This is a genomic window from Rhizobium leguminosarum (genome assembly GCF_010668065.1).
Lineage (GTDB): Bacteria > Pseudomonadota > Alphaproteobacteria > Rhizobiales > Rhizobiaceae > Rhizobium > Rhizobium leguminosarum_S.
Genome location: NZ_WUEN01000021.1, coordinates 21419 through 43252 on the forward strand (window position 1 = coordinate 21419; position 21834 = coordinate 43252).

Annotated in this window: 22 protein-coding genes; 9 read left to right on the top strand and 13 right to left on the bottom strand. The window is 61.3% G+C overall.

What is annotated here, in order from left to right; translation table 11 throughout:
• Positions 1–246 precede the first annotated feature (246 nt).
• From GR198_RS32960 to GR198_RS32980, 5 genes are all read left to right on the top strand, one after another.
• Entirely contained in the window at positions 247–1449 is a 1203-nt protein-coding gene (locus GR198_RS32960; protein WP_164022775.1) for a pyridoxal phosphate-dependent aminotransferase, read from the top strand.
• A 101-nt stretch (positions 1450–1550) separates the two neighbouring features.
• Complete coding sequence (locus GR198_RS32965; RefSeq protein ID WP_164022774.1) at positions 1551–1811, top strand: type II toxin-antitoxin system Phd/YefM family antitoxin; 261 nt, start codon at positions 1551–1553, stop codon at positions 1809–1811.
• Between the two features lie 4 nt (positions 1812–1815).
• A complete protein-coding gene (locus GR198_RS32970; protein WP_164022773.1) occupies positions 1816–2202 on the top strand; it encodes a type II toxin-antitoxin system VapC family toxin in 387 nt (128 codons plus the stop codon).
• A 100-nt stretch (positions 2203–2302) separates the two neighbouring features.
• Positions 2303–3289: a glycosyltransferase family 8 protein gene (locus GR198_RS32975; RefSeq protein WP_164070355.1), complete on the top strand. Its 987-nt coding sequence runs from the start codon at positions 2303–2305 to the stop codon at positions 3287–3289.
• A 46-nt stretch (positions 3290–3335) separates the two neighbouring features.
• Entirely contained in the window at positions 3336–4205 is an 870-nt protein-coding gene (locus GR198_RS32980) for a hypothetical protein (protein WP_029873313.1), read from the top strand.
• Positions 4206–4310: 105 nt separating this feature from the next.
• On the opposite strand, the gene GR198_RS32985 is transcribed toward GR198_RS32980, so the two are convergent.
• Positions 4311–5408, bottom strand: coding sequence for a calcium:proton antiporter (locus GR198_RS32985; protein WP_164070334.1), 1098 nt, complete (start codon positions 5406–5408; stop codon positions 4311–4313).
• 231 nt (positions 5409–5639) lie between these two features.
• Here GR198_RS32985 and GR198_RS32990 point away from each other — a divergent pair, with 231 nt between their 5' ends.
• Positions 5640–5927, top strand: a complete 288-nt coding sequence (locus tag GR198_RS32990; protein WP_029873315.1) for a DUF2188 domain-containing protein — start codon at positions 5640–5642, stop codon at positions 5925–5927.
• Here the strand turns inward: GR198_RS32990 and GR198_RS32995 are convergent.
• Both GR198_RS32995 and GR198_RS33000 read right to left on the bottom strand, forming a co-directional pair.
• A complete protein-coding gene (locus tag GR198_RS32995) occupies positions 5924–6439 on the bottom strand; it encodes a GrpB family protein (RefSeq protein ID WP_164070335.1) in 516 nt (171 codons plus the stop codon). The two genes, GR198_RS32990 and GR198_RS32995, sit on opposite strands and share 4 nt — an antisense overlap.
• Before the next feature lie 107 nt (positions 6440–6546).
• A complete protein-coding gene (locus GR198_RS33000) occupies positions 6547–7446 on the bottom strand; it encodes a LysR family transcriptional regulator (RefSeq protein WP_164070336.1) in 900 nt (299 codons plus the stop codon).
• Between the two features lie 95 nt (positions 7447–7541).
• On the opposite strand from GR198_RS33000, the gene GR198_RS33005 reads away from it, so the two are divergent.
• Positions 7542–8564: an NAD-dependent epimerase/dehydratase family protein gene (locus GR198_RS33005; RefSeq protein ID WP_164070337.1), complete on the top strand. Its 1023-nt coding sequence runs from the start codon at positions 7542–7544 to the stop codon at positions 8562–8564.
• On the opposite strand, the gene GR198_RS33010 is transcribed toward GR198_RS33005, so the two are convergent.
• From GR198_RS33010 to trxB, 6 genes are all read right to left on the bottom strand, one after another.
• Entirely contained in the window at positions 8561–9361 is an 801-nt protein-coding gene (locus GR198_RS33010; protein WP_164070338.1) for an aminoglycoside phosphotransferase family protein, read from the bottom strand. The genes GR198_RS33005 and GR198_RS33010 overlap by 4 nt on opposite strands.
• 77 nt (positions 9362–9438) lie before the next feature.
• Positions 9439–10563: an alkene reductase gene (locus GR198_RS33015; protein WP_164070339.1), complete on the bottom strand. Its 1125-nt coding sequence runs from the start codon at positions 10561–10563 to the stop codon at positions 9439–9441.
• A gap of 25 nt (positions 10564–10588) precedes the next feature.
• The gene (locus GR198_RS33020) at positions 10589–11755 is read right to left on the bottom strand and encodes an MFS transporter (protein WP_164070340.1); all 1167 of its coding nucleotides are present in this window, start codon (positions 11753–11755) and stop codon (positions 10589–10591) included.
• A 1-nt stretch (position 11756) separates the two neighbouring features.
• A complete protein-coding gene (locus GR198_RS33025) occupies positions 11757–12050 on the bottom strand; it encodes an ArsR/SmtB family transcription factor (RefSeq protein ID WP_011652911.1) in 294 nt (97 codons plus the stop codon).
• 554 nt (positions 12051–12604) lie between these two features.
• Entirely contained in the window at positions 12605–13501 is an 897-nt protein-coding gene (locus GR198_RS33030; protein ID WP_028740720.1) for a LysR family transcriptional regulator VtlR, read from the bottom strand.
• Positions 13502–13523: 22 nt separating this feature from the next.
• Positions 13524–14498 (bottom strand): thioredoxin-disulfide reductase, encoded by a 975-nt coding sequence (gene trxB, locus GR198_RS33035; RefSeq protein WP_164070341.1) that lies wholly within the window; start codon positions 14496–14498, stop codon positions 13524–13526.
• A gap of 230 nt (positions 14499–14728) precedes the next feature.
• Between trxB and GR198_RS33040 the strand changes: the two genes are divergently transcribed.
• On the top strand, positions 14729–15196 hold the full coding sequence (locus tag GR198_RS33040; RefSeq protein ID WP_003541645.1) for an Lrp/AsnC family transcriptional regulator: 468 nt from the start codon (positions 14729–14731) through the stop codon (positions 15194–15196).
• A gap of 30 nt (positions 15197–15226) precedes the next feature.
• On the opposite strand, the gene GR198_RS33045 is transcribed toward GR198_RS33040, so the two are convergent.
• Both GR198_RS33045 and GR198_RS33050 read right to left on the bottom strand, forming a co-directional pair.
• Positions 15227–16573, bottom strand: coding sequence for a sigma-54-dependent transcriptional regulator (locus tag GR198_RS33045; RefSeq protein WP_164070342.1), 1347 nt, complete (start codon positions 16571–16573; stop codon positions 15227–15229).
• Positions 16574–16577: 4 nt separating this feature from the next.
• On the bottom strand, positions 16578–18446 hold the full coding sequence (locus GR198_RS33050) for a sensor histidine kinase (RefSeq protein ID WP_164070343.1): 1869 nt from the start codon (positions 18444–18446) through the stop codon (positions 16578–16580).
• A gap of 225 nt (positions 18447–18671) precedes the next feature.
• Between GR198_RS33050 and GR198_RS33055 the strand changes: the two genes are divergently transcribed.
• On the top strand, positions 18672–20006 hold the full coding sequence (locus GR198_RS33055; protein ID WP_029873324.1) for a dicarboxylate/amino acid:cation symporter: 1335 nt from the start codon (positions 18672–18674) through the stop codon (positions 20004–20006).
• Between the two features lie 72 nt (positions 20007–20078).
• On the opposite strand, the gene GR198_RS33060 is transcribed toward GR198_RS33055, so the two are convergent.
• Together GR198_RS33060 and greA are read right to left on the bottom strand one after the other, a co-directional pair.
• Positions 20079–21137, bottom strand: a complete 1059-nt coding sequence (locus GR198_RS33060; protein ID WP_029873325.1) for a glycosyltransferase family 4 protein — start codon at positions 21135–21137, stop codon at positions 20079–20081.
• A 27-nt stretch (positions 21138–21164) separates the two neighbouring features.
• Positions 21165–21641: a transcription elongation factor GreA gene (greA, locus tag GR198_RS33065; protein WP_012758398.1), complete on the bottom strand. Its 477-nt coding sequence runs from the start codon at positions 21639–21641 to the stop codon at positions 21165–21167.
• Positions 21642–21834 lie beyond the last annotated feature (193 nt).

Sequence of the window (21834 nt, forward strand, 5' to 3'; positions counted from 1 at the left end):
TTTCAGGGGATAAATCCGGATGACTTCAGAGATTGATTCAAGATCTTCGCCTGGCGTTTCGACCGCGTGACGCAAGCCTCTTCGAAGGGTACTGCATGCCGGGCGGGTGGCGCGGCGAACTGATCAATAAGAATCATGCCACCATGACGCCTTTCCGCTTGAAATGCCGTCATACATTGGACATAGAGCTAACCGCAGAACTCCGGTCCCGGCTTTCTGCCCGTTTCAACCATTAGGACCGTTATCATGGCTTTCCTTGCCGATGCTCTTTCCCGTGTGAAGCCTTCAGCCACCATCGCCGTCTCTCAGAAAGCGCGCGAGCTGAAAGCAAAAGGACGTGACGTCATCGGCCTTGGCGCGGGTGAACCGGATTTCGATACGCCCGATAATATCAAGACGGCCGCCATCGACGCGATCAACCGCGGCGAGACGAAGTACACGCCGGTTTCCGGTATCCCGGAACTGCGCAAGGCCATCGCCGCCAAGTTCAAGCGCGAGAACGGCCTCGACTATTCCTGGGAGCAGACGATCGTCGGCACCGGTGGCAAGCAGATCCTTTTCAACGCCTTCATGGCGACGCTGAACCCCGGCGACGAAGTCGTCATCCCGGCGCCTTACTGGGTTTCCTATCCTGAGATGGTGGCGCTGTGCGGCGGCACACCGGTTTTCGTTTCGGCCACCCAGGAGCACAACTTCAAGCTCCAGGCCGCCGATCTCGAAAAGGCGATCACGCCGAAGACCAAGTGGTTCATCTTCAACTCGCCGTCCAACCCGACGGGGGCGGCCTATACGCAGGACGAGTTGAAGGCGCTGACGGATGTGCTGATGAAGCATCCGCAGGTCTGGGTGCTGACCGACGACATGTACGAGCACCTGACCTATGGCGACTTCAAGTTCGTCACGCCTGTAGAAGTCGAGCCGAAGCTTTACGACCGCACGCTGACAATGAACGGCGTCTCCAAGGCCTATGCGATGACCGGCTGGCGTATCGGCTATGCGGCCGGTCCGATCCAGCTCATCAAGGCCATGGACATGATCCAGGGTCAGCAGACCTCGGGTGCGACGTCGATCGCCCAGTGGGCGGCTGTCGAAGCGCTGAACGGCACGCAGGACTTCATCCCTGCGAACAAGAAGATCTTCGAGGGCCGTCGCGATCTCGTCGTTTCCATGCTGAACCAGGCCAGGGGCATTGTCTGCCCGGTGCCGGAAGGCGCCTTCTATGTCTATCCGTCCTGCGCCGGCCTGATCGGCAAGACGGCTCCGTCGGGCAAAGTCATCGAGACGGACGAGGATTTCGTTTCCGAGCTTCTGGAAACGGAAGGCGTCGCCGTCGTTCACGGTTCGGCCTTCGGTCTCGGCCCGAACTTCCGCATCTCCTACGCGACTTCGGAAGAGCTGCTCGAGGAAGCCTGCCGCCGTATCCAGCGCTTCTGCGGCGCTTGCAAGTAAGCGGTTCTTAAAAACCCCAATCGAAGGCCTGCTGGCGACGGCGGGCCTTTTTGTTTGCGGCGACGTTGACGATGTAGCTGCATGTAGCTACATTTACCTTCATGAAGACCGTTTCGATCCGTGATGCTAAGAACCGCCTGACCGAACTCGCCCGTGAGGTCGAGGAAGGTGAAACCATTGTCGTGACACGCAACGGCCGGCCCGTGTTCGATCTCGTGCCGCATCATAAACGCGGCGGTTTGAACCTGGAGGCCGGCGAAGCCTATCTTCGTTCCAAGGGTATCACGCGGACGGAGATGTATATCGCCGACGACTTCGACGATCCTTTGCCGGAAGATTTCCTTCTCAAGCCGCTGCCGTGATCATATGCGTGTGCTACTCGACACGCATATAGTCATCGCAATCGTCCAACGAAAGCTGACGGACCGTTTTCCTGATGTCCAGCGTGTGCTTTTGGACGCGGCGACCGAGGGTTTCGTCAGCGTCGCTAGCCTTTGGGAAATCGCGATCAAGACACGACTTGGCAAGTTGCAGCCGGGACTAACCCTGGACGTTATTCCTGCCTACCTGCAGGGCACTGGGCTGACGATCCTGCCCATCGATATCGCGCACGTCGCCGCCGCCGCCGACCCCGAGCCGGCGACGCGCGATCCCTTCGATCGCTTGCTGCTAGCTCAGTGTAAGGTCCAGGGACTGCAGCTTGCGACAGTCGACCGGCTGCTCGTTGGTCATCCATTGGCGCTGCGGCACTAAGTTCACGTTCCGATTCAATATGCTCCTCATCTGAATCCGCTTTGCCTCGCAAGTCGTTGAATTCCGATTCAAAACGTGACGCAGAGTGACGGTCCGGCGGGTGATCTGCGGTTGCGGGTTGGCATCAAACCAACTAGATATCCGGCATCAGTTTAAGTCGCCGCTTCGGGAGGCCGGGATTTTGCAGCAGAGTGCCGTGATCGTCTGTTCGGATGTCAACATGTTGCCGGCCGCCTGCTGCACCCTGCTTTCCGTCAAGCGCAATCTTTCAAGTTCCACTGTGGAGTTCCTGCTTCTCGGCATCGACCTCAAGCCGAACGAGATCGCCGAGGTCGGAAATTTCGCGCGGCTGCACGGCATGGCAATCAGGGTGCTACCCTACAATACGCCGGATACGGCGCTGCAGGCGCGGGGTCGCTGGTCGGGCGCGACGCTGGCGCGGCTCTACATGGATCTGCACATTCCCGATCATGTCGAGCGGCTGCTCTATCTCGATGCCGATGTGCTTGCGGTTGCGCCGGTCGACGACCTCTTCGCCATGGATTTGCAGGGCAAGGCGCTTGCCGCCATAGACGATTATGTCATGGCCTTTCCCGAGAAGGCCGGCGCACGGCAGCGGAAGATCGGCATGCGCGAGGGTGGTCGCTATTTCAATGCCGGCGTGCTGCTGTTCGACTGGTCGGCCTGCCGGGCGAGGGGGCTTTTTGCCAGGACACGGGAGATCTTCGAGGAGCGGTCGCATCTTTTCGAGAATAACGACCAGGATGCGCTGAACGTCACTTTCGATGGCGACTGGCTGGTGCTCGATCCGCGCTGGAACACGCAGACCGGCCTCCTGCCTTTCGTCGGCCGGCCGGCGATCATCCATTTCACCGGCCGGAAAAAACCGTGGCAGGCGACTGTGCCGTGGGTGCATCGCCGAATGGCCAAGCGTTATGCCGAGGATCTCGCCAATACGCCATGGGCCTCCTTCTGCAGGCAGCCGTCGATGACGGGCCGGATCGCGGGGTTTCTTTCGCATTTGGGAAAGCGGATCGGCGGGCTGGCGCGGCTGGCGCGGACACGCGCTTATTTCAGCAACAGCTAGTGGGACGGCAGAGCGCATCGTCCTTGGAAAGTGCATGTGAGCCGATATGGAAGCAATCCCCAGCGACACGCAGACCATGGCCGCCCCGGATAGCGGCTTCAATTTTCTAACGCCGGATGCGTGGAAGGCGCTGTTGTCGCACTATTCCCACGTCGTGCTGGTGGCAAACAGCGAAGCCGTCGACTTCAAACGGCTGCGAAGCGAATTGCCGGAGACGGCGCTCTACGTCTTCTTCAACAATGTCTATAAGGTGCTCGACGAACCCTTCGCCGGCCATGCGGTGCTGTTTGCCCGCAGCGGCGTGATGGGCGCCAATATCGTCCACCGGCGCGAGGCGGCGGATGTCCTGCGCTTCTTTGCCGGCGACGATTTTTTGGGTGTCGTCAACATTCGCGTGTCCCCAGAGGAAAACTTCAGCGAAGAGGGCCGCTTCGAAGGCGCTGAAACCCGTCACCTTGATCTGACGAAAATGCTCGTCGACCTCTATCCGGTGGGCAAGATCGCGACGAGTGGTTTTGCGGTGGCGCTGTGGCTCGCCGAGTTGCAACTGCCGGGCAAGATCCTGCTTGCCGGTTTTTCGGCGAAGAGGAGCGAGAAGTGGAAGGTCTTCGACGTGCACGACTGGACGTTCGAGCAGATCTTCCTGCGTCTCTTTGCCCGGATGGGCACGATCTCGATGATGGGCGGCGTGGATGCCAGCCCCTATGCGGCAATTGCCAGACGGTTTCCACAGGTGCCGCCGATCGAGATCGCGATGACGGCGGCCGAAGTCCTGTCGGAACGGCTCCACAACGCAAATAGCCAGATCGACAGGCTCATGTCCGTCACCAAATCCATCCGCGCCATCGAGGGTTTCTTCCGGCGCTTCAAGCCGAAAACCCGCAAGCAGCGTTTCCTCGAAAAGTCGAAGGAGTGACTGTCGAAAGCTCCGCTCAAAAGGCGGGCTGTCAAGCCGCTCTGTGAGTTGACGCTACGTGCGCGGATCACTGCTATCCGTTCCCCTGTCGGGAAGACGCAGCCTTCAAAGCCCCAGCGTCGTCAGCATGACGAAGGTGGCGAAGAGGATGAAATGCGTCATGCCCTCGATGGCGTTGGTCTCGCCGTCGTTGAGATTGATCGCCGCAGCAATCAGCGTGATCGCCACCATCACCGTCTGTACCGGGGTCATCGCCATGATGAAGGGTTGGCCGGTATAGAGCGCGATCGCCTCCATGACGGGCACCGTCAGAATGACCGTCGACAGCGAGGCGCCCATGGCGATGTTGACCGTCGCCTGCATGCGGTTCCTGAGTGCCGCCCTCAATGCGGTCAGGATCTCGGGGGCGGCCGAAATCGCTGCGACGACGACGGCGGTCACGGCGATCGGCGCGCCGCTGTCGCGCAGGCCTTCGGTCATGAAGGCCGCCATGAACTCCGCCAGCAGGCCGATGATGACGACGCCGACGAGAATGGTGGCGATCGAGATCGCCGCCGACTCGTCGGGGCCATGCGTATCCGGGCTTTCTTTCTTCCGTTCGGAGCGCGGATAGCTGTAGCTGAAGAAATAGCTGTGCTGGCCGACCTGCATGCGCAGGAAAAGGCCATAAAGCGCGATCATTGCGACGATGGTGAAGGCGGAATAATAGTGCCATTTGTCGCTGGGCACGAATTCCGGCACGATCATCGAAATGCCCATGGCGGTGAGGATCATAACGCCGTAGGTCTTGCCGGAATTGTCGTTATAGGGCTGTTCGCCGTGCTTGAGGCCGCCGAGCAGGGCGGCCAGGCCGAGAATGCCGTTGATATCGAGCATCAGGGCCGAGTAGATCGTGTCGCGCACCAGCGTCGGCGAACTCTCGCCGCCCATCATGATGGCGAGGATGATGACTTCGACGGCGACGGCCGAGAGCGTCAGGATCATCGTGCCATAGGGGTCGCCGACCTTGACGGCGAGCAGCTCGGCATGATGGGCCACGCGGATCGAGGCGAGCACGATGGTGCCGACCAGGCCAGCGGCGGCAATCAGTGCGACGCCGCGCCCCATCTCGATCACCGCATGTTCCAAGAAATAGGCGATCGCTGCAACGACAAGTGCGGCGACCAGAAACTTTTCCTCTTTAAAGCGTGACGCGATCCCCAAGCCTCAGCTCCTGTCCCGATTCATGCCTTCTATCTAAGTCGCTGATTTCGCATATCAAGAAAGCCCCGGTCGAGTGCCATTTGCAGTCTTCGACGTTTAATGGAATACTGAACGTCATCGGGGCCGGAAAGCAGATCGCGGCGTCCTCGAATTCTCGTCAAGCGGCCGCGATGATCCGGATCTTTTCCGGAAGCGTGCGAATGCGCAACAAGAAGATGAGGAGACGGATGCATGATCAAGGTGGTCTACGAAGTCGTGCCGCATGACGGCGGCTGGGCCTACAGGCTGGGAGGTGTCTATTCAGAGGCATTCCCGACCCATGCCGACGCGCTCGAAGCTGCGCGCATCGTCGCGGCCGAACAGCAGGTCGGCGGCGATTCCGCCGAGATCAGTTGGCAGGACGAGAACGGCAAGTGGCATGAAGAATATGCCGAAGGCGGCGACCGGCCGGAAACCGAGGTGGTGGACGGCCAGTGGAAGGATCGCACGGCCGAGGCCTCGCAAGGCATCGGCAGCTAACCATCTCCCGCCAATGCCCGTGCGACGATCGCATCGACGAATTCGCGCTTATGCGCAGTATAGCCGTCGCCGTCCATCCGGAATTCGGCTGCCAGCCTGCATTTGAGTGCGGCATAATCAGCCGCCGCCTGCGGATGCGCGATGAGATAATCCCGGAAAGCCAGCCTGTTTCGATGCGTGCCGTTACCTTCAGGGCAAAGGTAGACCCGTTCCGCCGGCACCAAACCTTTCGATAGAAAAGCCCAGACATCGTCGTCATAGCGATTGCCGCGCGGCTCGTAGCCTTCGGCCAGAAGCAGGCGTGTGGCGTCCTCGATATGCTCGAGGCCGGGAAGAACGATGTCGATATCGATGAGCGGCTTGGCGATCATGCCTGGTATCGACGTGCTGCCGATGTGATCGATGGTGAGCGCCTGCGGCGGCAAAGCCAGAAGCCTGCCGCGGATGCGCTGGAAGGCTTGTAGCCATTGCGGATCGCAGGGCACGAGTTCAACCGGATTGTACGTTGTCATATGCATCTCGCCTGGAGTGGCGCGCGTCCGACAGAATGCGCTAGGACGCTCCATTATTCTGAAATTTGCGCATGATTCTTTCAGAAAATCGATTCCGATTTTCGCGGTCACGCGCTGATCGAATATCGGTGATAGTCCTGCAGGCCCTTGACCAATGCGTCGAAGGTGGCACGGCAGCGCGGCGAAGTCTTCAGGCTCTCATGCATCGCCACCCACGTCCCGAGCGGAATGGCGAAGGCATCGGGCAGGACGTGCACCAGGTCAGGGTTCCCCCGGGCAAGTCCGATCTGGCAGAGACCGATGCCGACGCCGGCGCGGATCGCCGAGAACTGGGCAAGATTGCTGTCGGTCCGGTAGGAGAAATTGATGCCGGGCACCGCATAGCGTTTCATCGCCATGCGGACATAGGCCGTCTGCCGGTCGAAGCCGATGAGCCGGTGGTTTGTGAGGTCAGCCAGGGTTTGCGGAATGCCGTGTCGTTCGAGATAGCGGCGATGGGCGTGAAAGCCGAGGGGGATATCGCCGATGCGGCGCACGACGAGTGCAGCCTGCTGCGGCTCGGCCATGCGCACGGCAATATCGGCCTCGCGGTTCACCAGGTCCTCGATCATATCGGATGCCGAGAGTTCGATCTGCAGTTCGGGATAGGTCTCCTGCAGCGGTCCGAGAATCGCCGGCAGCACTTCGACGGCGATGACCTCGCTGGCGCTGACCCTGACCGTTCCCGCTACGCGCTCGCGCTGGCCGGATGCGGTGCGCAAAAGGGCGGCGGTGGTTGCCGCCAGCGTTTCAGCATAGGGCTTCAGCGCCAGTGCGGCGTCGGTCGGCAGCAGGCCGTTCGGTGAGCGGGTGAAGAGTTCGGCGCCAATCGCCAGTTCCAGTGCATCGACATGGCGGCCTATGGTCGGCTGGGTCAACCCCAGTTCGCGGGCGGCGGCCGAAAGCGACCCCTGTTGAAGCACGGTCAGAAAACTGCGGTAGAAATCCCAGCTCGGTTCCTCGCTCATATATTTTTGTATATCAGGTACATCTCTTTCGTCAATTTCGTTTATGCCGATCTGGTGGCATGATCTCCTCGATCCGATCGAAGGAGATGATTATCATGAGCAGCGAAATGAAGACGACGGCCCTCGTTCTCGGCGCGACCGGCGGTATCGGCAGCGCGGTTGCCCGCAGGCTGCTTGCGCGCGGCTGGCGCATCCGGGCGCTGAACCGCGACGCCACAAAGGCGTCGAGGAGCGAGCCGGCTTTCGAATGGGTGCAGGGCGATGCGATGAATGCCGGTGACGTCCTGAGGGCGGCCGAAGGCGTCGGCCTGATCGTTCATGCCGTCAATCCGCCCGGCTACCGCGACTGGGAAACACTGGTGCTGCCGATGCTCGACAATACCATCGCCGCTGCTCGCGCCGTCGGCGCGCGCATCGTGCTGCCGGGCAATGTTTATAATTTTGGTCCCGATGCCCTGCCGACGCCGACGGAGGAAAGCCCGCAGCATCCGGTGACGAAGAAGGGGGCGATCCGCGTCGAAATGGAGAAGCGGCTGAAGGCGGCGTCGCAGTCCGGAGCCGGCGTCATCATTGTCAGGGCGGGGGATTTCTTCGGCCCAGGCACGACGGCCAATAGCTGGTTTTCGTCTGGTCTCGTGACCCCAGGCAAGCCGGTCGGCACGATCAGGAACCCGGGTCGGCGCGGTATCGGTCATCAATGGGCCTACCTGCCAGACATGGCGGAATCCATCGCCCAGCTCATCGAGCGGGCCGATCGGCTGCCGGCCTTCGCTGTCTATCACATGGAGGGCTTCTGGGATGCGGACGGCATGCAGATGGCCGAAGCGATCAAGCGCATCGCCGGCGGTAAAGCAAAGATCGGCGGCTTTCCCTGGTGGATCGTGCCGCTGGCGGCGCCCTTCGTTCCGGTGATGCGGGAGATCAAGGAGATGCGCTATCTCTGGAAGGTGCCGGTGCGGATGCGGAACACCAGGCTTACGGCCGAACTCGGCAAGGAGCCGCAGACGCCGATCGACGAGGCGGTCAGGGCTTCGCTCGTGGCGCTTGGCTGCCTGCCCGAACCGCATCGTGACACGGCGGCCACCCTTATCGGGCATCCGTCGCAGAACGCGGGTTAGCTCTCGAGTTCGGCCAGCGCGATCCGGGCGACCGTCAGGGCCGTTTCTGCCTGCTGAATATTCGGATCACTGAGGAACCAGGCGGCGGAAAGACCGGAATAGGCGGCGATCCATTGCAGCAGCCGCTTCCGCTCCAGCTTCGCCTCCGCTGAGACGATGGTGAGCTGGCGGCGGAAACGGGCGGGATCGGTGATGACAGGCAGTTCTTCGTTGGCGAAGATATTGGCGAAATCGAAGCCGCGCTCACCATGGAGCCGCTTCGGATCTATCGCCAGCCAGCCGCGCGCCTCGAAATCGAGGATATTGTCGTGGTGGATGTCGCCGTGGAGGATGGTCACATCACGCTGATCGGCAAGGAGGACGTTGGCGATCGCCGAGCAATCGGCAAGCGTGCCGCCATGCTTGCCTGCTGCCGGCTCCAGATCGCGGAACCAGCGGGTAAGGGGGATGGGATCGGGAAGCGGTTTTTCGCGCGGCGCATGCAGCCGTGCCGCCGTCCCGCAGAGGATGCGGCTTGCCTCATCGTCCTCGCCGTTCATCGCCATGGCAAGCAGCGAGCGTTTTCCCGTCGCCCTTTCGAGCAGCACGGCATCGCCTTCATGGGCGTAGACATAGGCTGCGCCGTCACCGTCCCACCACTGCATCAGAAGCGCGCCGTATCGTTCGTCGATATCGGCCGCCACTTTCAGCATGGCAGGCCTGTCCTGCCAGAGGACTGGCAGCAGGCGGCTGGAGTGGGTGATGATGGGCTCGCCGTCGGCGATGAGCGACCAGCGATCAAGGTAGGTAGCGAACATGGCGGCAGCCTACAGAGAGGGCTTGAAAATGGAAACCCCGCCGAAAGGCGGGATTTCGCAGTCTCGTATCGAAGAGCTCAGGCGACCTTTTCGAGGACCGGATAGTCGATATAACCCTTGCCGGTGCCGCCGTAGAAGCTCGACTGGTCGGGCGTGTTGAGCGGCAGGTTGTGTTCCAGGCGCTCGACGAGATCGGGATTGGCGATGAAGGGCTTGCCGAAGGCGACGAGATCGGCGCGGCCGCTTTCGACGGCGTCGATCGCCAGATCGCGATCGTAGCCGTTGTTGACCATCCAGTCGGCCTTGCCGCCGGCCTTTTCATAAGTCTGGCACAGCGCCTTGTAATCGAAGGAGGGGTTGTCGCCCTGCTTGTATTCGCGGTCGCCGCCGGTCTGGCCTTCGATGACATGGATATAGGCGAGGTCGTATTTGGCCAGTCCTTCGACGACATGAGTGAAGGTCGCCTGCGGATTGGAATCGTAGCTTTCGCCGGACGGCGTCACCGGCGAGATGCGGATTGCGGTGCGGCCGGCGCCGATTTCCTTGACCACGGCATCGACGACTTCGAAGGTCAGACGGGTGCGGTTTTCGATCGAGCCGCCATATTGGTCGGTGCGGTCGTTGATACCGTCGCGGATGAACTGGTCGAGCAGGTAGCCGTTGGCGCCGTGGATCTCGACACCGTCGAAGCCGGCGTCGATCGCCGCACGGGCAGCCTTGCGGTAATCCTCGATGATGCCGGGGATTTCTGCGGTTTCGAGCGCGCGCGGCTCGGAGGTGTCGGCAAAGCTGCCGGTGCCGTCGGCATTGACCAGATAGGTCTTGGCCTTGGCGATGCGGTTGGTCGATGAAACCGGCTTGCCGTCGTTCGGCTGCAGCGTCGTGTGCGAGATACGGCCGACATGCCACATCTGGACGACGATCTTGCCACCGGCTGCGTGAACGGCGTCGGTGACGCGCTTCCAGCCGTCGAGAGCCTCTTTGCTATAGAGGCCCGGCACGTTGGCATAACCCTGGCCCTGATGGGTGATCGCGGTTGCTTCGGTGATGATCAGGCCAGCGGTAGCGCGCTGACGGTAATATTCGACGTTGAGGTCGTTGGGGATTGCGCCCGGCGAGCGGTTACGGGTGAGCGGCGCCATGACGATGCGGTTCTTGACGGATATGTCGCCGACTTTCGTGGGTTCGAAAAGCTTGGCCATGATGGTCCTTTCTTTTGCGGGAGGATCACTCGGCAGGGGCGAGGGCGGCCCGGCCCCTGGCGGAGAGATAGGTGAGCGCCGTCGCGCCGAGGCCGATCAGAGCCATCAAGGCCGCGGCGAGCGGAACGCGGGTGAGATCGAAGCCGGCGTCGATGACCAAGCCGCCCACCCAGGCGCCGAGCGCATTGCCGGTGTTGAAGGCGCCGATGTTGATCGTCGAAACCAGGTTTGGTGCGTCCTTGCCGAAGCCGACGACGCCGACCTGAAGCGCCGGTACGGCGGCAAAGCTTGCCATTGCCCAAAGGAAGAGGGTGATTTCAGCCGGGATGAAGAAGCGGCTCGTATAGCTGAAGGTGATCGAGGTGATGGCGATTGCGGCGAAGACGCCGGCAAGCGTCGCGCCGAGCCGCCAATCGGCAAGCTTGCCGCCGACGAGGTTGCCGATTGTCAGCCCGAGGCCGATCAGGAACAGCGTCCAGGTGACGCCTTCCGGCGACACGCCGGTGACGTCGCGCAGCAGCGGCGCGATATAGGTGAAGAGGGCGAACATCGAGGCGGCGAAGAAGACGGTGGTGGAGAGCGCCAGCCACAGGCTGCCATTCCTGAGTGCTGCGATCTCGCGCAGGATGCTGCCGTTTTCTTGCTGCTTGTCCCTGGGCAGGATGGCGATCAGGCCTGATATGGTGACGATACCGATGACGGTGACGACGCCGAAGGTGGCGCGCCAGCCAAAGGCCTGGCCGATCGCCGTGCCGAGCGGCACGCCGAGAACATTGGCAAGTGTCAGGCCAGTGAACATCAACGCGACAGCGCGGGCCTTACGGTCTTCGGCAACGAGGCCGGCGGCGACCACCGAGCCGATGCCGAAGAAGGCGCCATGGCAGAGTGCTGTCACGACACGGGCGATCATCAGCACCCAATAGTCGCTCGCCAGCGCGCAAAGCAGGTTGCCGGCGATGAAGAAAGCCATCAGCGCAATCAGGGCCGTGCGGCGCTTCAGCTTCGCAGTCGAAACGGCCATCACAGGCGCGCCGATCGCGACTGCCAGGGCATAACCGGTGACCAGCCATCCGGCCTGCGGGATGCTGACCGAGAGATCGGCGGCGACCTCCGGCAACAGACCCATGATGACGAATTCGGTGGTGCCTATCGCAAACGAGCTCAAGGCAAGAACGAGGAGGGCGAGGGGCATTCTAAAGATCCTGCGTCAGTTGCTTGAGGAAGGCGGCGATCGTTTCCTCGTTGCGCTTGTAAAAGATCCACTGGCCGACGCGTTTGGTGGTGACGAGGCCGGCGCGATGCAGCGTGCCGAGATGGGCCGAGACCGTCGACTGCGACAGGCCGCAGCGCTCGAACTGGCTGGCGCAGACGCCCATTTCGAAAGGATGCTCCTGCGAGGGGAAATGCTCCTCGGGATTTTTCAGCCAGTTCAGAATGTCCATCCGGGTGGGATGGGCGAGCGCCTTGATAATTTCGTCTTTGTCCATCGTCTTTCGCCGAACTCTAAATCGTGTCTTGGCGATATATCGATCGTCAGACTCCGATATGCAAATCACGGAGGCGTGAGGCAGCGGATTTTATCGAATGAGCAAATTTTGGGCAAAAAAAGAGGGCCACCGGAAAACCAGGGCCCTTATAATTGTGAAGGTCAAAAAACCTCCAGAGGGGAACAGCTAATGCGGTGGTACTGGGAGAGAAACCACAAGATGCATCAGCTGAGAGGGATATGGTGCTTCCTTGAGCAGGTTTCAATGCTTTTTTGTGCATGTCTGCTATGCGCCGCACAAATTTTTTGCGGTGCGGCATTTCGCTGAGGAAGAAAGGCAAAAAAAGAGGGCCACTGGAAAACCAGGGCCCTTATAAGTGTGAAGGTCAAAAACCTCCAGAGGGGAACAGCTAATGCGGTGGAACTGGGAGGAAAAGCCACCATGTGCATCAGCTATGAGCGATATGGTGGTTTATTGGGCAAACGGCAACCCTCATTTGTGCATGCCAGTCATGCGTGTTCTGCATAGTCGGCAATTCGTCAATAAAACCGGGCTCAAAAGTTCCAGTTTCTGGCCTTGCTGACGATGAAATCGCGGAAGGCCTTCAGCTTGGCGGCGTTCTTGATCTCGTCGGGATAGCAGAAATAGGTGTCGAAGGAGGGGACGTCGGCATTGATCGCCAGCTGAATCAAGCCTGGGTCGCGGCCGACGATGTAATCCGGCAGGCAGGCGACGCCGATTCCGAGCAGGGCGGCACGCTTGATCGAGGTCTGGCTGTTGATCTGCAGGTGCGGGATGCGCTTGTTGTCGGAGGAGCGGCCGGCGACCTCAAGCCAATTGACATCGAGCAGGTAACTCGGCGCCGGCTCGCCGAAGGTGATGATGCGGTGGTTGTCGAGATCCTCGACCTTTTGCGGCTCGCCGTGGCGGTTGATGTAGGACGGGGCCGCATAGACGTGCATGTGCACGGTGAAGAGCTTGCGCTGGATGAGGTCGGACTGCTGCGGCTGGCGCAGGCGGATCGCGCAGTCGGCATGGCGCATGTTCACATCCACTTCCTCGTTGTCGAGGATGAGCTGGATCTGCACGTCGGGATAAAGCTGCAGGAATTCCTGGATCTTGTCGGTGAGCCAGCCCTGGCCGAGGCCGACCGTGGTCGTGACGCGCAGCTTGCCGGACGGCTTTTCCGTCGTTTCGGTGAGCTGCATCTTCACGGTTTCGAGCTTCAGCAGCACGTCGTGGGCAGTGCGGTAGAGCAGTTCGCCCTGTTCCGTCAGAATCAGGCCGCGCGCATGGCGGTGAAACAGCTTGGTGCCGACATCCTGCTCCAGCGCGCTCACCTGGCGGCTGATGGCGGATTGGGACAGATGCAGTTTATCCGCCGCATGCGTGAACGAACCCGCCTCGGCAGCTGCGTGAAAAATACGCAGCTTGTCCCAATCCAATGGCATTCCCCCACCCCTCATGCCGATCTTACTCCGCGGCCACGGCAACGGGCATGTGGCCCGTCAGATATCGCTCGGCTTCAAGTGCAGCCATGCACCCGAGGCCCGCGGCAGTGATCGCCTGGCGGAACGTATCATCCGTCACGTCGCCCGCGGCATAGACGCCGTCCAGGCTGGTCGCAGTCGAATCCGGCGCGGTCCAGAGATAACCATTGTCCTTCAGCTTCAGCTTGTCCTTGAAGAGCTCGGTTGCCGGCGCATGGCCGATGGCGACGAAGACGCCATCGATCACCATGTCGGTGATCGTGCCGGTTCTGACGTCGCGCAGGCGCGCTCCGGATACGGATTGCGGCATCGGCGGCTTGGCCGGCGTGCCTGTTATTTCAGCCACTTCGGTATTCCACAGAACCTTGACATTGTCCTTGAAGAACAGGCGTTCCTGCAGGATTTTCTCGGCGCGGAAGAAGTCGCGGCGATGCACGACCGTGACCGACTTGGCGATGTTGGAGAGATAGAGCGCCTCCTCGACGGCGCTGTTGCCACCGCCAACCACGATCACATCCTTGTTGCGATAGAAGAAACCGTCGCAAGTGGCGCAGGCCGAAACGCCGAAGCCCTGGAAATGCTGCTCGCTCTCGATGCCGAGCCACTTGGCCTTGGCACCGGTGGCGATGATCAGCGTATCGGCGGTCCAGACCTGGCCGCTGTCGGTGCGGGCGACGAAGGGGCGCTGGTTCATGTCGACTTCGGTCACGAGGTCGTTGACGATCTCAGCGCCGACATGTTTTGCCTGCTGCAGCATCTGCTCCATCAACCAGGGACCCTGGATCGGATCGGCAAAGCCCGGATAGTTCTCGACATCGGTGGTGATCATCAGCTGGCCGCCCTGTTCGAGACCGGCGATCAAAACCGGTTTCAGCATGGCGCGCGCGGCATAGACCGCGGCAGTATAGCCCGCAGGTCCGGAACCGATGATGAGCACCTTGGTATGGCGGGCGGGCATGTCATTTCCTTTCGACTGGCAGGAGGGCGGCGGCTAGATAGCGATTGCGGCCGTTTCGCGTCCCTGCGCCATTTATGAACGTCCAATGCTTTTATTCAAGGGCAGCCTTGCGTTACCAACAAGGCAAATCGCCCGGATGTGCAAGAATCCGTCATCGGCGTGAAACTTTCTTGCGTATTCCGCGGCTTTATATAGAAGCTCCCCGCGGAGAATTAAAGAAAGGCAATGATGTGGGTCGTGCGGAACTCGACGTCATCGATATAAAGATCCTCCGGGAGCTGCAGGCCGACGGCCGCATGACCAATGTGGAGCTCGCCGATCGCGTCGGCATCTCGGCGCCGCCTTGCCTGCGCCGGGTGCGCAAGCTCGAGGAAGCCGGCATCATCGAGGGCTACCACGCGATGCTGAACAGCCCGAAGCTCGGCTTCGACCTCGTCGCTTTCTGCATGGTCGGCCTCAAGCACCAGTCGGAAGGCAATCTCAAGGCCTTCGCCGCCGCCACCGCCGAATGGCCGCTGGTGCGCCAGGCCTGGATGGTCTCCGGCGACAGCGATTTCCTGCTGCATTGCGTGGCGGAGAACCTCACCCGCTTCCAGGATTTCGTCATCGAGGTGCTGACGGCGAACGAACATGTCGATACCGTGCGCACCATGCTGACGATCCGGCAGGTGAAGAAGCTGGGGCTGGTGGAAGTCTAACCACCTCGGCAGAGCAAACGTCATCGCCAATTACTTGCGCGATATATAGCCGCCCCGGTTGATGCCGTGGCGCTGGAGTTTGTCGTAGAACGTCTTTCTCGGAATGCCGAGCGCCTCGATGGTGCGGCGGACGTCGCCGTCATTGGCCGACAGCGCGTCGCGAATGATCTCCGCCTCGTAGCGCTCCAGCCGTTCGGGAAGCGTGGCATCCGTCGGCTGTGGAGCGACCGCTGCCGTTCCGCCGCCTTCCACGCCAAGCACCACGCGTTCGGCATAATGCGAGAGCTCGCGGACATTGCCCGGCCATGTGTGCGAGGCGAGATGCCGCCGCACATCCGGTGAAAGCGGCGGGGCATCGCGACGGAAGCGCTCCGCGGCGCGAGCGGCGAAGTGGGAAAACAGCAGCGGAATATCGTCGCGGCGTTCTCTCAGGGGCGGGATGGAGATCGTCACGACATTCAGCCTGTAATAGAGATCCTCGCGAAAATCGCCGCGCACCGAGGGATTCCCGAGGTCGATCTTGGCAGCCGCGACGACGCGAAGATCGACCGGACGCACCTCATTGGTGCCGAGCGGCGTGATCTCGCGCATCTCCAGCACCCTCAGCATCTTGACCTGGGTGGCGGCCGGCATGCTTTCGATCTCGTCGAGAAACAGCGTGCCGCCGCTTGCATGTTCGATGCGGCCCGTGCGGCGCTTCTGGGCGCCGGTAAAGGCGCCGGCCTCGTGGCCGAATAGTTCACTTTCGATGACGGTTTCGGGCAGGGCGCCACAGTTCAGCGCTACAAAATTGCCCTTCCGGCGGTGGCTCCACTGATGCAGGAGCTGGGCAACCACTTCCTTGCCGCTGCCCGTTTCGCCGGCGACGAGCACGTCCACATCGGTATCGGCGATGTGGCGAAGAATGTTTCTGAGGTTTTCCATGACAGGCGTCTGGCCGATCAGCGGCAAATTCTCCTGCGCATCTTCGGCTGCCTTCCGCAGCATGCGGTTTTCCAGAACAAGCCGCCGCTTCTCGCTTGCGCGACGCACGCTCTGGACCAGCCGATCGGCTGCGAAGGGCTTGGCGATGAAATCATAGGCGCCGTCCTGGATCGCCTGAACGGCCATCGGAATATCGCCGTGGCCGGTCATCAATATCACCGGCAGGTCGACATCCATGCCCTGCAGCGTGGCGAAGAGTTGCAGTCCGTCGATCTCCGGCATGCGGATATCGGTGATGACGGGGCCGGCAAAGTCCGCCGGCAGATCCGCCAGCGCGGCTTTTGCACCGTCATAGGCGGAAACGAAAAATCCGGCGAGTTCGAGCGTCTGGGCGGTGGCACGGCGCAGGTCCTTGTCGTCGTCGATCAGCGCAACAGGGGTCGGCGTTTCCATGATCTCAAGCCTTCCTTAGCTGAACGATGAACCGGGTTCCGCTGCTATCGCTTAAAACCTCCATCCGGCCGCCATAGTCGCCGACGATATCCTTGGAGATCACTAGGCCAAGACCGAGTCCGCTTTCCTTCGAGGTATTGAACGGCGTGAACAAGCCCTTGCGGATTTCCGGCGGGATGCCGGGACCGTTGTCGGCGACCGTCACCGTTACCATCCCTGCATCGGTGGATGTTCTGATCTCGACGCGACCCTCTCCGGCCTTCGGCGCCACCGCCTCCAGGGCGTTCTGAAGCAGGTTGATCAGCACCTGCTCGAGACGGATCCGGTTTCCCATCACCTGCAGTTCGGCGGGCGGCAGGTCGATGTCGAGCGTATCCATGCGGCCGGCAAACCGGCTACGCAACAGCATCACCGCGCCCTCGATGACGTCCTTCAATCCGGTTGGTGCGGCGCTGCCTCGGCCTTTGCGGGCAAAGGTCTTGAGCTCCTCGGTGATTGAACCTATGCGCTCCGTCAGCGCCGCGATGCTTTCGAGATTTTCGCCGGCAGGCGCCGTCTGGCCGCGATCGAGGAAGGTGCGGGCGTTATCCGCATAGGCGCGAATGGTCGCCACCGGCTGGTTGATCTCATGGGCGACGCCGGCCGCCACCTGACCCAGGATGGCCAGCCGGTTGGCCTGCACCAGATCCTGTTGCACCGCCTGCAATTTCTGCTCCGTGCTCTTGTGGCCGACGATTTCAGCCTGCAGCCGGTCCCGCGCCTGGCTGAGATCCAGCGTCCGCTCGGCGACGCGCCGTTCCAGTTCCTCCCGCGCCCGCTGTTCGCTGGAGATTCGCAGGCTGATCACATGGCGACGGCGCAACAGGAAGGCTGCTCCGGCCAGCAGCGGCAGGAGTATCAGTAATGCCAGCATGCGGGCTTCACGAATCCCCGCGTCGACGGATGGTCCGAGTCCGACGAGATGCTGCAAATGCCAACCGGTCGCCGGCACCGACGTTGCGACATCGAGAAAGCTGGTTTTCCCGGCGTCGCCGGGCATAACGATCCCGACGACATCGAGCCCGTCACCGAGGTTTCGAACCATGTCGAGCGGCAGGGGTTGAAGTGGCGCATCGCCGAATTGAAGGCTTTCGCGGATCGCCGTCAGCCGGTCTTCGGCGATCCGGCCGATCGTCATGAACCGCCATGACGGAATACTGGTGATGAGGACAATGCCGCGCTCGTCAACGACATAGGACGGGGTGTTCGAGGCATTCCAATCCGCCTCGACGTCGTCGAACTCGACCTTGACCACGACGACGCCCAGCAGGCTATTGCCGTCCGAAATCCGCTGGGAGATATAGAGGCCCGGTTTCTTGCTGACCGTGCCGAGCGCGAAGTGCTCGGCCTGTCCTCGTTGGACCGCCCTCTGAAAATACTCGCGGAAACGATAGTCATTGCCGACGAAGCTCGTCGGTTCGCGCCAGTTGCTGGCCGAAACCGCCATGCCGTCCTTGTCGATGAGATAGATGACGGCAGCCTTCGTGCCCGCCGCCAAATTTTCCAGCTTCTGACTGAGCCGCTCGAACGCGCCGGCATCGTTTCCCGCCAGTGCGGCGGCGAGTGCCGCGTCCTGCGACAGCACGAAGGGAAGCGCCCGGTATTTTTCGAGAACCGTGCGCAGCAAAGCCGCATTCAGCCTCGAATCCATGCGGGCCTGTTCCTCGAGGGCAGCCTCCGCCCGGTGCCGGCCGATCTCGCCGCTGGCCCACAAGCTTGCTACGACGGCGAGGAGGGCGAGCACGGCATAGGCCCACCACATCCGGCGGATGCGGTGTTGCAGGGGCAGGGAAGGCCACAATTTCTGCGACACGGACATGGTGGATTTGTGCATTTTTCTGCACGAAACGCAAATGGATTTGTGCGGATTTCCGCATTGTTTAATGAGCCATCAGCAGTCCCGTAAATTTTTCCTTAATAAATTCAATCTGTTGGTAATCCGCGCAAAACTGGCACGGCGATTGCGAAGAACCTGGGCAACAACGGCTGAGCTGTTGGACTTGAAGCGAACGGCTCGGGAGGCCGGAGTTCGTTCCGGACGAGCCATTAGGAGGACATCATGATCGCAGCACCACTCGATGCAGTCGCAGACAGCAAGGGCAAGAAGCCCTTTTATACCCATCTTTACGTTCAGGTTCTCGCGGCCATCGCCGCCGGTATCCTTCTCGGCCATTTCTATCCCGAATTCGGCACCCAGCTGAAGCCGCTCGGCGATGCCTTCATCAAGCTCGTCAAGATGATCATTGCCCCTGTCATCTTCCTGACGGTTGCGACTGGCATTGCCGGCATGAGCGACCTGCAGAAAGTCGGCCGCGTCGCCGGTAAGGCGATGCTCTACTTCCTGACATTCTCGACATTGGCGCTCATCATTGGCCTGATCGTCGCCAATGTCGTCCAGCCCGGCGCCGGCATGAACATCGATCCTGCCTCGCTGGATCCGGCCGCCGTCGCCGGCTACGCCGCAAAGGCGCATGAGCAGAGCATCGTCGGTTTCCTGACCAACATCATCCCGACGACGATTGTCGGCGCTTTTGCCGATGGCGACATTCTGCAGGTGCTGTTCTTCTCGGTGCTCTTCGGCATCGCGCTTGCCATGGTCGGCGAAAAGAGCGAACCGGTCGTCAACTTCCTCAATGCCCTGACGGCGCCGGTGTTCAAGCTCGTCGCCATCCTCATGAAGGCTGCTCCGATCGGCGCCTTCGGCGCCATGGCGTTCACCATCGGCAAGTACGGCGTCGGATCGATCGCCAACCTCGCCATGCTGATCGGCACCTTCTACATCACCTCTCTGCTCTTCGTCCTTGTCGTTCTCGGCGCGGTCGCCCGCTACAACGGCTTCTCGATCGTGGCGCTGCTGCGCTACATCAAGGAAGAACTGCTGCTGGTCCTCGGCACCTCGTCTTCGGAGGCTGCCCTTCCGGGGCTGATGAACAAGATGGAAAAGGCCGGCTGCAAGCGCTCGGTCGTCGGCCTCGTCATCCCCACGGGCTATTCCTTCAATCTCGACGGCACCAACATCTACATGACTTTGGCAGCGCTCTTCATTGCCCAGGCAACCGGTATTCAGCTTTCCTGGGGTGATCAGATCCTGCTGCTGCTGGTGGCGATGCTGAGCTCCAAGGGTGCGGCGGGCATCACAGGCGCCGGCTTCATCACGCTTGCCGCAACGCTCTCCGTCGTCCCATCCGTGCCGGTCGCCGGCATGGCGCTCATCCTCGGCATCGACCGCTTCATGTCGGAATGCCGGGCGCTGACCAACCTCGTCGGCAATGCGGTCGCGACGATCGTCGTCGCACGTTGGGAAAACGAACTGGATACGGCGCAGCTCGCCGCGGCACTGGGCGGCCAGACCGGAGAGGATATTTCGGCTGCCGGGCTCCAGCCGGCCGAATAACCAGCCGCTATTCCTTATCCTTAGAATCCCTGCAGCGGCCCGTTATCCAACGGGCCGTTTCTCTTTTCTGCTTCAGCCGCGATTGTCGCCGAGAAGGCTGTTGTAAACGGCGCCGATCGCGCTCGCTTCCCTCTCCAGCGCAAAATTCGCCCTGACATGCCGCAGCGCATTCTCGCCATGGGCCACTGCCAGAGCGGGGTCGGCGATATAGGGCGCGATTGCCCGCGTCAGCGCCTCGCCATCGCCGGCGGCGACGACCGAGCCCGTCTCGCCCGTGACGATGAGTTCGGCATAGGCGCCGGCGTCCGATGCCACCACCGCGGTGCGCGAGGCCATCGCTTCGAGCGGCGTCAGACCGAAACCCTCGTTGCGAGAAGGGGCGACGTAAAGCGTCAGGCGGCGATACCAGACCTTGATGTCAGGCACTTCGCCGAGGAAGAGGATACGGTCGCTGAGCCCGGCGGCCGCGACATCCGCCTTGAGTTTGTCGCCAAATGCCGTGTGTTCGGCCGTCACCCGGCCGGAGACGACCGCCGTCCACTCGGGGTGCTGCGGCAGCAGTTCGATCATCGCCCTGACGAAAAGATCAGTGCCCTTCTGGTGGCGCACGCGGCCGAAGCAGCCGATGAGATGGCGGCCCGGCAGGCCGGTGGCGGCAATGCCATCCTCCGCCGTTTCCGGCGGATGGAACAAGGCAAGGTCGACGCCGTGCTGGATCACCGTGTGCGGTACCTCCAGGAACGAGCCGGATCGATCGCTGGTCGCGATGACAGCGTCCATGCGACGGATCAGCCATTTCGTATAGGCGGTGTGCCGGCGTTGCGCGGCCGAGGTGAAGAGAAGCTTCAGCGGCATGCGCAACAGATGACGCAGCAGGATGCCGACAGCCATCTCGTTGTTGCGGCGAGCGTGCCAGACACGCTGGCGCCGGCGCGCCGGTGGGCGCCAGAGGCCGAGGAGCTGCCGTCCCTTAAGTTTCGGCAGGTCCTCCGGCAGGCCGGGGCCGAGTGTCGCGATCTTGATACCGAGCCGGATCTGGCATGGGATGAGCTGAACTATAGTTGACGTGACGCCGGAGAGCCGGCGCTTGAAATTGGGCGCAATGATCTCGACGTCACGGATATCAGGCAAGGGAGGGGTCTCGCGGCTGGCGGGCGATCAGCCCCAGGAAACCTGGAGGATTTCGTAGGCCTTGGAGCCACCCGGCGCATTGACCTCGATGGAATCTCCGACTTCCTTTCCGATCAGCGCACGGGCGATCGGCGAGGAGATGGAGATGCGGCCGGCCTTGACGTCGGCTTCCTGGTCGCCGACGATCTGATAGGTCTTTTCTTCGTCGGTGTCCTCGTCGATGAGCTTCACCTTGGCGCCGAACTTGATCTTGTCGCCCGACATCTTGGTGAGGTCGATGACCTCGGCGCGCGCCGTCAAGTCTTCCAGCTCGCTGATGCGGCCTTCATTATGGCTCTGGGCTTCCTTGGCGGCGTGGTATTCGGCGTTTTCGGAAAGGTCGCCATGGGCACGGGCTTCGGCGATCGCCTCGATAATTCGGGGACGCTCTTCCTGCTGACGCCAGCGCAGTTCTTCCTGCAGCTTGACGAAACCGCCCGGTGTCATCGGTACCTTTTCAACCATTTTTCTGTCCTTCAATCCTTGTATCCGCATAATCAGCGGCGAACACAAAAGAAAACAGGTCCCGAAGGGGAGCTTCGGAACCGTGCCACAATCTTAGTCGGACGCTTATAGCAGATCGCCAAGGCCGATTTCCAGAAAATTCGCATGAAAGAAACGCGGCCTGCTCCAACATCCGGTGATGCAGCTTGAAAAT

Coding starts and splice junctions, on each gene's coding strand:
- GR198_RS32960 (WP_164022775.1), top strand. CDS start 247: ATGGCTTTCCTTGCCGATGCTCTTTCCCGTGTGAAGCCTTCAGCCACC.
- GR198_RS32965 (WP_164022774.1), top strand. CDS start 1,551: ATGAAGACCGTTTCGATCCGTGATGCTAAGAACCGCCTGACCGAACTC.
- GR198_RS32970 (WP_164022773.1), top strand. CDS start 1,816: ATGCGTGTGCTACTCGACACGCATATAGTCATCGCAATCGTCCAACGA.
- GR198_RS32980 (WP_029873313.1), top strand. CDS start 3,336: ATGGAAGCAATCCCCAGCGACACGCAGACCATGGCCGCCCCGGATAGC.
- GR198_RS32990 (WP_029873315.1), top strand. CDS start 5,640: ATGATCAAGGTGGTCTACGAAGTCGTGCCGCATGACGGCGGCTGGGCC.
- GR198_RS32995 (WP_164070335.1), bottom strand. CDS start 6,439: ATGACAACGTACAATCCGGTTGAACTCGTGCCCTGCGATCCGCAATGG.
- GR198_RS33000 (WP_164070336.1), bottom strand. CDS start 7,446: ATGAGCGAGGAACCGAGCTGGGATTTCTACCGCAGTTTTCTGACCGTG.
- GR198_RS33005 (WP_164070337.1), top strand. CDS start 7,542: ATGAGCAGCGAAATGAAGACGACGGCCCTCGTTCTCGGCGCGACCGGC.
- GR198_RS33010 (WP_164070338.1), bottom strand. CDS start 9,361: ATGTTCGCTACCTACCTTGATCGCTGGTCGCTCATCGCCGACGGCGAG.
- GR198_RS33015 (WP_164070339.1), bottom strand. CDS start 10,563: ATGGCCAAGCTTTTCGAACCCACGAAAGTCGGCGACATATCCGTCAAG.
- GR198_RS33020 (WP_164070340.1), bottom strand. CDS start 11,755: ATGCCCCTCGCCCTCCTCGTTCTTGCCTTGAGCTCGTTTGCGATAGGC.
- GR198_RS33025 (WP_011652911.1), bottom strand. CDS start 12,050: ATGGACAAAGACGAAATTATCAAGGCGCTCGCCCATCCCACCCGGATG.
- GR198_RS33030 (WP_028740720.1), bottom strand. CDS start 13,501: ATGCCATTGGATTGGGACAAGCTGCGTATTTTTCACGCAGCTGCCGAG.
- trxB (WP_164070341.1), bottom strand. CDS start 14,498: ATGCCCGCCCGCCATACCAAGGTGCTCATCATCGGTTCCGGACCTGCG.
- GR198_RS33045 (WP_164070342.1), bottom strand. CDS start 16,573: ATGGAAACGCCGACCCCTGTTGCGCTGATCGACGACGACAAGGACCTG.
- GR198_RS33050 (WP_164070343.1), bottom strand. CDS start 18,446: ATGCACAAATCCACCATGTCCGTGTCGCAGAAATTGTGGCCTTCCCTG.
- GR198_RS33055 (WP_029873324.1), top strand. CDS start 18,672: ATGATCGCAGCACCACTCGATGCAGTCGCAGACAGCAAGGGCAAGAAG.
- greA (WP_012758398.1), bottom strand. CDS start 21,641: ATGGTTGAAAAGGTACCGATGACACCGGGCGGTTTCGTCAAGCTGCAG.